The sequence below is a fragment of the Sphingorhabdus sp. SMR4y genome, assembly GCF_002218195.1.
Lineage (GTDB): Bacteria > Pseudomonadota > Alphaproteobacteria > Sphingomonadales > Sphingomonadaceae > Parasphingorhabdus.
In genome coordinates this window covers 107,393-119,088 of sequence record NZ_CP022336.1, presented here as the reverse complement: position 1 = coordinate 119,088, position 11,696 = coordinate 107,393, and the positions used below count along the sequence as shown (strand labels likewise).

Below are 11,696 nucleotides of genomic sequence, written 5' to 3'. Positions count from 1 at the left end.
CAGCCCCCGAATTTGTGAATGAGGACAGGCCCCACCCCAACCGCTCCCCTGAAGGGGAGGGGCTATTGTGACTAAAGACCCTCGACAAAGGCCTTATAGGCCTTTTCGTCCATCAGGTCGCTGAGCTCGTCCTTGTCGGACAGCGTGATCCGGAAAAACCAGCCGTCTTCCTCGGCCGACGAGTTGACCAGGCCGGGCTCGTCTTCCAGCGCTTCATTGACCTCGATCACTTCGCCGGAGACTGCGGCATAGACGTCGGACGCGGCCTTGACCGACTCCACCACGGCGGCATCATCGCCCTGCGCCAGTTCTGTCCCGACTTCCGGTACTTCGACAAACACGATGTCGCCCAGCTGTTCCTGTGCATAGTCGGTGATACCGACGGTCGCGGTATCGCCCTCGACCTCGACCCATTCATGTTCATCGGTAAAATATCGGCTCATCGTCTCGTCCTTTTCTGATAATATTATGGCTTGGTTTTGCGGTGATAGTTATGTGGCACAAAGGGCATGTCGGCGACGGTACAGGCTATCGTCTTGCCCCTCTGCTCGACGGTAATGGCGGTACCGGTTTCCGACATATCCATCGGCACATAGGCCATGGCAATCGGACGCTGCAGCGTCGGCGAGAAACCGCCGCTGGTGACCTTACCGATGGCCTCGCCGGCTGCATTTACAACCGTAGCGCCTTCGCGAACCGGCTGGCGACCGTCGACGAACAGGCCCACGCGCTTTTTATCGGCCTTGTCCGGATATTGCGCGAGCACGCGCTCTGCTCCGGCAAAATTGCCCTCTTCCCGCCGCGCCTTGGACAGAGCGAAGTTCAGATTGGCCTCGACCGGCAATATATCGGCATTCATGTCATGACCGTAAAGCGGCAGACCGGCTTCGAGCCGGAGGCTGTCGCGCGCGCCCAGCCCGATCGGGCGGACTTCTTCCAGCTCGGTCAGAGCCTCGGCCAGCGTCACCGCATGTTCTGCCGGAACGCTGATTTCAAAGCCGTCCTCGCCGGTATAGCCCGAACGGCTGATCCCGAGCGGGATACCGTTCCAGAGAAAGGGTCCGGCTTCCATGAAATGCAGATCGGTTGGCAGAGGCCAGTCCGGCTCGAACGGGTCGATACCCAGTTTTGCGAGCGCTTCTGCGGCCTTCGGTCCCTGCAGCGCCAACAAGGCTGCGTCTTCGAGATGGTGCAGCGTCAGACTGTCGGGCAAATGTTCGCGCAAATAGGCGATATCGTCATGCTTGGTCGCGCCATTGACCACCAGATAGAGATTCTGACCGGTGTTGGTCACCATCAGATCGTCCAAAATCCCGCCATCCTGAGCGAGCAGAAGCGTGTAGCGGATCTTGCCCGCCGCCAGCGCCGAGAGATTGCCCGGCGTGACCCGTTCCAGCGCCGCAGCTGCGCCCTCGCCTGTCAGTTGCAACTGACCCATGTGGGAAACATCGAACAGGCCCGCTTCGGTCCGGGTCCAGATATGCTCGGCCATCACGCCTTCATATTGGACCGGCATTTCATAGCCGGCGAAGGGCACCATCCGCGCGCCGAGACCACGATGCCAGTCACCGAGTGGCAATTGCTTCAGATTTTGGGTATTTTCACTCATGATATTTCCGCTCAAACAAAAGACAGCCCGCAGCAAAGCCCTGCAAAACTGCCCCCTCTGTCACGGAACCTGAGAGTTTCATGGCTTCTCACTTCCGCTCGTGCTGAGCTTGTCGAAGCGCGCTTGCCAACCATCCTTCGACAAGCTCAGGATGAACGGCGAGCGTTCATGCCGGACCAAATCCGACGCCATTTACCCCTTCGGTGGAGCGCCGGTCGTTAGGACCATCCGCTCTCTTTCCAGAGTGCCTGTGAGAATATTGCGGTCCAGGGGCCTGAGAGTTTCCGGGGCGGTTGCTCCTTCGGCGGCTCTTCTGTCCGGTGGGACAGCAAAACGCTCTCCCGCAATATCTCATGACCATCGCCCGGAGGCTACGATCAAAAAGCAGATTGAAGAGTGGATGACCGGCCGCAGGGAGTCAATGATTCTGTTGTGCGGTGCAGTATTTCCGGTCGAACCTAGACCATGTCCCAGATCGAATCATTCTCGTGGACAAATTCTCCCGGTTGCCGGTCGGCCATGAGCACGATGATGGCGTCCGCGACATCGCTGGCGAGGATCGAGCGAAACCGGCGGAGTTTGCCGTGCAACAGGATATCCATGACCGGGCTCGCGGCGATGGCGAGGCTTTCGCCCAGGCGATTGTCATTCGTCCGCTCTCCGCGCAGCAGGCCGGGGCGAATGATGTCGAGGCGATCAAATTTTTCGGCGCGCATCAGGTCTTCGGCTTCTCCCTTGGTTTTCAGGTAGAAACTGGACGCGCTGCTATCCGCCATGGTCGAGGAGATGGCGATAAACTGCCGGGCGCCCGCCGCCTTGGCAGCCGCTGCAACAGCGCCGACCAGATCGCGGTCGACCGCGGCAAATTCTTCCTTCGACCCCGCTTTCTTCATCGTCGAGCCGAGGCAGGAAATGACGATATCCGGTTTGATTCCGGCAATGGTCGCGGGCCAGTTTTCCTGCAACTGCACGTGGACTCTGGCTTTGCCGACATCTTCCCGGTAGGGGCGCCGGAGCAACAGGTGGAGGCTTTTGTCCCTGCCCTGCCCGACCAGCTTGCGGGTCAGCAATCCGCCGATCAGGCCGGTGGCGCCGAGGATCAGAATTGTATCGGCCATGGTCTATTCCCCCAGAATATATGCTAGATAAACCGTCATAGCAGCGCAGTCTGCTATCCAAACCGATTTTTCGAAGGCTCGCACATTTCTGTTGGGCGCCAGCCTTCGCCGGGGTGACGTATCAGCCTTTGCCGGCCTGCTCGCCAAAAATCTCGGCGTGCCGGTTGCGCGCATAGCGATCGGTCATGCCGGCGAGAAAATCGGCGATGTGGCGGATCCGCTCCGGTTCTTCATACGGCAGCGCCGAGGCCCAGCTTTCCGGCATCAGGTCCGGCTGATCGCGATAGGCCTTGACCAGATCAGCCACCATCATCTTACCTTCTTCCGCCGCCGCCATCTGCTTCGGGTGATGATAGAGATTTTCATACATGAAGCGTTTCAGCCGGCGTTCCTTTTCCGCCATCGCATCGGAAAAACCGCCGATCATCTGCCCCGCCTGCCGCACATCTTCCGGCATTTCGATGCCCAATTCGGCAATGCGCGCCTGCGTGGTTGCGAGCACGTCATTGGCCATCAAGCCGATCTGGTCACGGATCAGCTCGGGAAGCAGCCGCTCCTGCGAAACGTCGGCAAAGCGGCTGCGAAGGGCCTCCCAGCGCTCCGCAATAAAAGGCAGCTCCAGCAACTGGTCGAGCGTCAACAGCCCGGCCCGCATGCCGTCGTCAATATCGTGATTATCATAGGCGATATCGTCGGCAATCGCGGCCACCTGCGCTTCCAGCGACGGCCAGCTGTCAAGGTCGAGATCCATCGCTGCATTGGCCTCTGCCAGCGCCCAGGTCGGCTTGGCAACCGGACCGTTATGTTTGGCCAGACCCTCGAGCATCTCCCACGTTAGATTGAGACCATCCCAGCGCGGATAGGGCGTTTCCAGCCTGGTCAATGTCCGGATGGTCTGGGCATTATGATCAAAACCACCAAAATCCGCCAAAGCTTCTTCCAGCGCATCCTCTCCGGCATGGCCGAACGGCGGATGGCCGATATCATGGGCGAGACAGAGCGCTTCGGTGAGATCTTCGTTCAGACCGAGCGCCCGCGCCATGGTCCGGCCGATCTGCGCGACTTCCAGACTGTGGGTGAGCCGCACCCGGTAATGGTCTCCGTCAGGCGCGACAAAGACCTGCGTCTTGTGGCGCAGGCGGCGAAAGGAAATGCTGTGGATGATCCGGTCGCGATCGCGCTGAAAATCATCGCGCGGACCGCGTGTCACGTCGCGCTTTTCATCGTGCAACCGGCCCCGGCTGCTTGCCGGGTCGCTAGCATAGCTTTTCAACTGGATCATTTGGACAGCTCGTTAACCTCGACACCGTCCGCACTCGCCCAGGCGAAACCGTCGCCACCATCCTTGCGGTAATCCGCTTCGAATGCCTTGGCCGCCTTGAAATCGGCAAAGGGTCCGACCACCAGCCGGCGAGTGCGGCCCCAGGGTGAAGTCCAGGCCTGCTTGTCCTTGAACAATTCAGGCTGTTTTTTCGTCATCCGGCGGAAATCGAATTTCAGCGCATCGAGATTGGATCCCGTCGCAATCTGCACCCAATAGCGTTTTGGATGTTCCGGCTCTTTGGGTTTCGCCGGTGTTTTCTCGATCGGCTTGGCGACTATCTTCGGCTTTGGCTTGGCCGGTTCAATTTCGTCGAGATCGACCGGGACGACCGTGGTTCGGGTTTCGCGATCGGGTATGTCGATGCCGCTGATAATGTCGGAAAGCGGCCGGGTTGCCGGTTCGGCCGAGGCCATGTCGGCGGTTGCGGACCGTTGTTGCGCCAGATCAAAATTGATCAGATTGACCGGTCCGTCCGCCTTGCCGGGTGCGGCCGTTGCGCTTTCCAGCGGTTGCGGGACTACCGATTGGGTTTCCGGCTGGCGACCGGCGATTTCAACCTTGCGCTCCACGGTTTGCGAGACCAGCACCGGCGGGCGGCTGACGCCCAGCGTGGTAGCGAAACCCGGTGCCGACGTCTTGCTCCCGGACTGGCTTTCGCTCGCCTTGACCGGCTCCGGCTCTGCGGCCTGTCTCGTCGCAGGGAGGAAAGTCGAATTCGAATCGCTTCTCGCCGGGGTCTGGGACCGGGATGCAACGCTGGCCGGCGGCGGCGCTGCCGCTATCCGGGATGATGATTGCGCCTCTTTTTTCCTCGCAGCGCGGCGCGCTTCGCGATCGGATAACCGTCGTTCGGTTGTACCGGGGCGGCGCCGCGGCGACTTGTCGGGCATGGCCAGCACGCGAGGGCGCTTGGCATCGGCGCCCAGCGCCTCGCCGACCGGGATCAGGCCCGCGTCGACGCCGCTGCCATTTTCGGCAATCCGGCTGGAAGCCAGTTGCACCGCCGCTACATCCACACCGACATTCTCGCTGGCGGGAAAATGACCGAAGTGGACCGCCGCCGCCTTTTGCGCAGCAGTCAGCTTGGGCATACGGTCAAAAAAGGGCTTGATGGCTTTCGCCATGCGCCGCTCCATCGTCTGTTCGACGATATTGTCCGCTTCCTTTTTCCTACCGTTCATAGCGTAGATGAAGGCCCGGTTGCGCCAAGCATCGCGATCGCTTTTCTGTAATAGCGGGTTGAGCTGGGCATCGGCCCGGTCAACATCACCGCTGATCCCCAGCGACACCGCATAGCGCGCGATCAGCTCGTCACTGCTGCCATGGCGCATGGCCAGTTCATAATCTTTCTGAGCCTCGCGATTCCGCCCGATCAGGTCATAGGCAAGACCGCGATCCGCCGCAATCTCGTGCGGCGCTATGCCATTGGCCACCGCCTGATCAAAATAGCGGATTGCACCGAACGGATTTTCCTCCGCCAGCAACGCCCGGCCGAGGCCGACTTTCACTCGGCCGCTGGTTGAATAAATCTGATCCGCCTTGGCCAGAAAGCCGATCGCCGCGCGCATATCACCCAGTTCGAGGGCCGCCAGCCCGGCATCGGCAAGCGCGGAGGAGTCATTGGAATTGATCGCAATCCGGCGCAGCGCATCCTGCAGGTCATCGCTGTTGGACCGAGCGCTGGATTGGGCAAAGGCAGGCACCTGCGGCAAGGCAGATGTTGCAAAAGCCACCGACGCGGCCAGCAGAATTTTCAATTTGTGATTCACAAGATACATAAAGGAACGATTACGCTTGAAATCAATCGTTCCCGCATTCCGGCAAGGCCAATGGTGGCACGCGAAAGACAAACTCCCTCGCGATGCCCCATCAGTCGATCAGACAGCTTGGCGAGAACCGGTAATTACTGGTTATTCTGGCGGTTCAGAAAGCGCGGGATGTCGAGCGGATCGCGTGACTTGTCATCCTCGCCATCCTCGGCATCATCGCCCTTCGATCCGCCGCGAGTCAGATTGGACATCCGTTCGAACAGCGTCCCGCCACTGGTGGCAACACGCGGTGCCGGTGGTGCCTGGCTGGCTGCAGGAGCCGTGTCTTCCTCGGCCGGCTGAATGGCATCATCGCCAAGAATCAGCTCATCCTCTTCCGACGTCGGGTTTTTCGACGCAATCCCGGGAGTCAGCGAAGCAAAGGACGGCGTGACGCTCAGATCATCGTCGTCACCATAGGTTGCGACCGGAGCGGGAGGGCTTTCGGGCTCTTCAGCCGTTTCGGCTTCTGGCTCCGGTTCGGCCTCGGGAACCGGTGCAGATGCGATTTCCGCTTCCTGTGCCGCTTCTTCCGCGTCCTCGTCGCTGGCGATCGACGACGCGAAGCTGGATGGCGCGGACGTGTCTTCCGGCTTGGCAGCCGGGCTGCCCATGGCAAAAGAGGCCGATGGCGCCGAAGCGGGACGGATACCGTCATTGTCGATGCCGGTCGCGACAACGGACACACGGATACGGCCGTCGAGATTCGGGTTGAACGCGCTGCCCCAGATAATATTGGCGTCCGGATCAACCAGTTCGCGAATATGATTGGCAGCTTCGTCGACTTCCATCAGACGCATGTCTTCACCACCGGTGATCGACACGATAACGCCCTTGGCACCCTGCATCGACACACCGTCGAGCAGAGGATTGGCAATGGCCTTCTCGGCAGCTTCCAGCGCCCGTCCGTCGCCTTCCGCTTCACCGGTACCCATCATCGCCTGACCCATTTCGTGCATCACGCTGCGCACGTCGGCAAAGTCGAGGTTGATCAGCCCCGGCATGACCATCAGGTCGGTAATGCCGCGGACGCCCTGTTGCAGCACTTCGTCAGCAAGCAGGAAAGCCTCCTTGAACGTGGTGTTGGGATTGGCAACAAGGAACAGATTCTGGTTCGGAATGACGATCAGCGTGTCGACATTCTTCTGCAGTTCCTCAATGCCCGCTTCGGCCGCTTTCATCCGGCGCGTGCCTTCGAAAGTGAAAGGCTTGGTCACCACACCAACGGTCAGGATGCCGCGGTCGCGTGCCGCCTTTGCGATTACTGGCGCAGCGCCGGTACCGGTGCCGCCGCCCATGCCGGCGGCGATGAAACACATGTGCGTGCCTTCGAGAGCCTGTTCGACCAGATCGATCGTTTCCTCGGCCGCGGCGCGACCGACTTCGGGTCGCGAACCGGCGCCCAGACCCTGCGTAATATCGGGGCCAAGCTGGATCCGCCGTTCGGCGGTGGAACTGTTGAGCGATTGTGCATCGGTATTGCTGACGATGAAATCAACGCCTTCGACCTGTGCGGCAATCATGTTGGCAATCGCGTTGCCCCCGGCACCGCCGACACCGATGACCGCGATCTTCGGCTTCAGTTCTTCGACTTCTGGTGGACCAATATTGATACTCATCTCACTGTCTCCCGAGACATTTTATCGTGCTGTAATATTTGTTTAACGCTTTGCACAAATTTCCCGCAGGAATCACCCGAAAAGTGAATTTATTTTCGTCAAAATACTAAAAATTTCCGCGGATCGCCGACATAAGCCGTCCGATTACTGCTGATCCGCCATATTTGTGAACATTCTGATGGCTTCTCGCCATGTAGCGCAAATCAACAGGCTCCTGCGATGCATAGAGCGCCAGCCCGGCCAGACCGGCGAAAGCGGGACCGCTATGCGCTTCGGGAAGCGCGCTCAGCCCGGTCGGACGACCGATGCGGACCGTGCGTCCCAGAGCCGACTGGGCATAATCGGCAATGCCCTTGAGCTCGGCGCCACCGCCGGTCAGCACCACCTGACGCCCAACCGGACCGGTAAAGCCCAGCTCCTTGAGCGACCGGCCGATCTCTCCGATCAGATGATCGAGCCGCTGGCGAATGACCGCGATCAGCTGCGCGCGGGTGATCCGGCCGTCCTCTTCCCCGGCTTCGCCAACGTCATCGAGCCCCTGGCTGATCACATCGTGATTATCGCGCGGGCTGGTCGTGGCAGAACCATAGAAACATTTTATCCGCTCGGCCTGCGCGCGCCGCAGACCAAAGGATGAGGCGATATCGTCTGTTATGTCGGCTGCGCCATAAGGCAAGGTCGTCAAGCCGACCAGCATGCCGCCTGCGAAGAGCGAGATATTGGTCACCTCCGCGCCCATCTCGACCAGCGCGACACCCAGTTCGCGTTCTTCCATCGAAAGGCAGGCGTTGCCGACCGCAATTGGGGACGCGACGATTGATCTGACATTGAGATGCGCACCGCGCACGCTCATCTCGATATTGCGAACCGGCGAGGCTTCCGCAAGAATGACATGGATGTCCACCCCGAGACGGTCGGCGTGCAGCCCCTTTGGCTTCTTCACCCCGTTGAGGCCGTCGAGCGTATAGAGAGCAGGCTGGGCGTGCAGCACCATCTTTCCCTTGGGATCGATGCTGTTGCGACCGGCATCGAGCAGCAGGTCGATATCATCCTGTTCGATCCGGTGCCCCCCGAGTTCGGTTTCCACCGAGGTCAGCATGCTTTGCAATCCGCCGGCCGAGAAGCTGACCCAGACATCGTCGATATTGGTGCCGGCAATGCGCTCGGCCTGTTCCACCGCCGCCCTGACGTCGGTTTCGGTCGTTTCGGTATCCGCGATATAGCCCCGCTTCACCCCTTTGCTGGCATGATGGCCGGTGCCCAAAACGGTCAGTTCGCCATTGTCCATCCGGCCGGCTATCATCGCCGAAATTTTCGACGAGCCGATATCCAGCGATGTGAAGATTTTTTCTACCCGTGCTGCCATCCGACTATTCCTTCACCTCGATAAAAACCATCACCCAATGCGCACTCCGGCCGGTCAACTCTCCGGTTCGACCGGCTCTTCCTTCGGCGGCATCCGCAGATAGGCGCGCTCCGCATCGCGCAGGTCGAAATGAACGACTCCGCGACCGAGCAACCGGTTGATGCCGTCCATCCGCGCAAAATTGAGCAGCGCCGCCGAAGCCGTCTCCTCACCCTCGGGCAGGGCCAGCGTTTCGCCACTGTCAAATTCGAGATCCCAGCGCCGGTTGCCGATCCAGCTTGCACCGGTCACCATCGGACGCAACGCCGGCGCGACATCGAGCAGTGAATCGAGCTGGGAAAATTTCAGATTGGCCTTCTTGCCGACGATTACCGGCAGATCCGGCATCTCTTCCGGGACGATTTCTTCAAGCGGATAGCCGGTCTTGTCGATCAGCGAGAGCGTTCCCTGATTTTGCCAGACGGCAACGGGTTCGCGCTCGACAATATCGACAATCAGCGTGTCGGGCAGGCGACGCGAAATCCGTGCGTCCTTGATCCAGCCATTGGCCAGCAGATCTTCGCGTACCTCGTCAATATCGACCAGCAGCATCGAACGGTCCTTCTGCGCCAGCGTGATTTCATAGACTTTCAGCTCGTCAATGCGGTTGACGCCTGTCACCTCGACCCTTTTCACTTCGAAACCGGCATTGCCGACCGCTTCGGCAAGCTCGGTCTTGATCCTGTCATTGATGCCGGAATAATGCGCAACGCTATAGGCGCCGAGGATGAACACGGCCACCAGACCCCAGGTCAGGCCCTTCTGAACCTGCTCTTCGGTCACAGGCATGGCCCGCAATATCCTGTCGAAGACGGAGACTTGCTTGACCGTGCGCTTTGCCTGTTTCCGGGGCTTGCCCCTGGCCTGCCGATTATTGCGTTTCCGGGTCGCTGTCATAGGGCTTCTCTCACGATTATCTCGACCAGCTCTTCATAGCTGATTCCCATCTGTTTCGCCTGCTCGGGGACCAGGCTGAGCGGAGTCATGCCGGGCTGCGTGTTGGTTTCCAGCACAAACAGCCCCGCCGCGCCCTGCTCGTCGTCCCAGCGGAAATCTGTGCGCGAAGTCCCTTTGCACCCCAAAATCTGGTGGGCGCGCAGAGCATAGTCGAGACACAGTTTCTCGATATCGGCAGGAATTTCGGCGGGGCAGACATGCTGGGTCAGGCCCTCTGTATATTTGGCTTCATAATCATAAAAGCCCTGAGCCGTCCTCAATTCAGTTACGCAAAGCGCCTTGCCGCCGAGAACAGCCGTGGTCAGTTCGCGCCCCTTGATGAAGGGTTCGGCCAGAAGCTGGTCAAACTCCTGCCACGGCCCCGCCGCATCGCGGCTGATCGGATGCCCGTAATTGCTGTCGTCGGTCACGATCGCGACACCGACGGAAGAGCCCTCGTTGACCGGCTTGAGGACATAGGGTCGCGGCAACGGATCGGCGTCATGGAGGCTGGCGCTGGAGACAATCCTGCCCTTGGGCATCGGGACGCCGGCGGGTACCAGCTGCTGCTTGGTCAATTCCTTGTCGATCGCGATTACCGACGTGGCGAGCCCGCTATGGGTATAGGGGATTTGCATCAGATCGAGCATGCCCTGGACGCTGCCGTCTTCACCGGGAACGCCGTGCAACGCGTTGAACACCACATCGGGACGGATGCCGGCAAGCACCTGTGCGACATTGCGGTCCATGTCGACGCGGGTCACCTGATGGCCGTTTTTCTCCAGCGCATCGGCGACGCCCTTGCCGCTGCTCAGCGACACTTCCCGTTCGGCGGACCATCCGCCCATCAGGACGGCGATATGGAGGCTGTTTTTGTCTTTGGCAGTCATGCTTCATCCCCCACGCGCTGGATTTCCCAATGCAGTTCGACGCCCGAATGCGTCTTTACCCGCTTGCGCACTTCGTCGCCAAGCGCTTCGATATCCGCGGATGTCGCACCGCCAAGATTGATCAGGAAGTTGCAGTGCTTTTCGGACACTTGCGCCTGACCGATCTGCAGGCCGCGACAACCGGCTTCGTCGACCAGTTGCCACGCTTTCTTACCGTCGGGATTTTTGAACGTCGAGCCGCCTGTCTTCGACCGCAGCGGTTGCGAAGCTTCGCGCTCGTCGGCAATGCGCTTCATCTCGGCACCGATGATTTCAGGGTCGCCGGCCTCTCCCACAAATGCGGCGCTGACAACGATCGATCCGTCCGGCAGACCAGAATGGCGGTAGCTAAACCCCATGTCGGCGAGCGGAATCGTCACCAGATCGCCGTTGCGCAGCACGACATCCGCGCTCACCAATATGTCGCAGACTTCGCGGCCATAAGCGCCAGCATTCATGCGGACCGCGCCGCCGATCGTGCCGGGGATGCCGCGCAAAAATTCCAAACCGGCAATGCCATGGTCGCGGGCCTTGCTGGCCGCTGAAATTCCCGGCGCACCGGCACCACAGTTGAGCGTCATTCCGTCGGCTTGAATAGCCGCAAAGGCCTTGCCCAGGCGCACTACAACGCCCGGCATGCCTCCATCACGGATGATCAGGTTGGACCCCAGTCCGAGCGGCCAGACGGCTATTGCCGGATCAAGATCGCGAAGGAACTGCTGCAGATCGTCGATATCTTTCGGCTCGAACAGCCACTCTGCCGCACCGCCGCTCTTGAACCAGACGAGCGGGGCCAGAGCAGCGCCTTCGGTCAGCTTGCCGCGGGTAACAGGCATGGTGGCAACCGCGTTCATGAAAGCGGCTCCCGGCGGGATGATCCGTTCGCACTGAGCTTGTCGAAGGGCACCGCAAGACGAGAATTGTCCTTCGACAGGCTCAGGACGAACG

Annotated in this window: 10 protein-coding genes and 1 riboswitch; all 10 genes read right to left on the bottom strand. The window is 60.2% G+C overall.

The genetic code is table 11. From position 1 onward, the window contains the following. Positions 1-71: 71 nt before the first annotated feature. On the bottom strand, positions 72-443 hold the full coding sequence (gene gcvH, locus SPHFLASMR4Y_RS00485) for a glycine cleavage system protein GcvH (protein ID WP_089131805.1): 372 nt from the start codon (positions 441-443) through the stop codon (positions 72-74). Positions 444-466: 23 nt separating this feature from the next. Beyond that, the gene (gcvT, locus tag SPHFLASMR4Y_RS00480) at positions 467-1,609 is read right to left on the bottom strand and encodes a glycine cleavage system aminomethyltransferase GcvT (protein ID WP_089131804.1); all 1,143 of its coding nucleotides are present in this window, start codon (positions 1,607-1,609) and stop codon (positions 467-469) included. 252 nt (positions 1,610-1,861) lie between these two features. Then, a riboswitch (glycine riboswitch) is annotated at positions 1,862-1,963 on the bottom strand. Between the two features lie 104 nt (positions 1,964-2,067). Next, a complete protein-coding gene (locus tag SPHFLASMR4Y_RS00475) occupies positions 2,068-2,727 on the bottom strand; it encodes an NAD(P)H-binding protein (protein WP_089131803.1) in 660 nt (219 codons plus the stop codon). Between the two features lie 121 nt (positions 2,728-2,848). Beyond that, a complete protein-coding gene (locus tag SPHFLASMR4Y_RS00470) occupies positions 2,849-4,009 on the bottom strand; it encodes a deoxyguanosinetriphosphate triphosphohydrolase (RefSeq protein WP_089131802.1) in 1,161 nt (386 codons plus the stop codon). Beyond that, positions 4,006-5,808, bottom strand: a complete 1,803-nt coding sequence (locus tag SPHFLASMR4Y_RS00465; RefSeq protein WP_186265996.1) for an SPOR domain-containing protein — start codon at positions 5,806-5,808, stop codon at positions 4,006-4,008. The genes SPHFLASMR4Y_RS00470 and SPHFLASMR4Y_RS00465 overlap by 4 nt, the downstream gene beginning before the upstream one ends. Before the next feature lie 146 nt (positions 5,809-5,954). After that, complete coding sequence (gene ftsZ / locus SPHFLASMR4Y_RS00460) at positions 5,955-7,478, bottom strand: cell division protein FtsZ (RefSeq protein ID WP_089131800.1); 1,524 nt, start codon at positions 7,476-7,478, stop codon at positions 5,955-5,957. 106 nt (positions 7,479-7,584) lie between these two features. Then, positions 7,585-8,844 carry a cell division protein FtsA gene (gene ftsA, locus SPHFLASMR4Y_RS00455; protein WP_089131799.1) on the bottom strand — a complete coding sequence of 420 codons (1,260 nt, stop codon included), beginning with the start codon at positions 8,842-8,844 and terminating at the stop codon, positions 7,585-7,587. 54 nt (positions 8,845-8,898) lie between these two features. After that, the gene (locus SPHFLASMR4Y_RS00450; RefSeq protein ID WP_089131798.1) at positions 8,899-9,780 is read right to left on the bottom strand and encodes a cell division protein FtsQ/DivIB; all 882 of its coding nucleotides are present in this window, start codon (positions 9,778-9,780) and stop codon (positions 8,899-8,901) included. After that, positions 9,777-10,709, bottom strand: a complete 933-nt coding sequence (locus SPHFLASMR4Y_RS00445; RefSeq protein WP_089131797.1) for a D-alanine--D-alanine ligase — start codon at positions 10,707-10,709, stop codon at positions 9,777-9,779. Before SPHFLASMR4Y_RS00445 ends, SPHFLASMR4Y_RS00450 begins: the two co-directional genes overlap by 4 nt. Beyond that, positions 10,706-11,602, bottom strand: coding sequence for a UDP-N-acetylmuramate dehydrogenase (gene murB, locus SPHFLASMR4Y_RS00440; RefSeq protein ID WP_186265995.1), 897 nt, complete (start codon positions 11,600-11,602; stop codon positions 10,706-10,708). Before murB ends, SPHFLASMR4Y_RS00445 begins: the two co-directional genes overlap by 4 nt. Between the last annotated feature and the right edge of the window lie 94 nt (positions 11,603-11,696).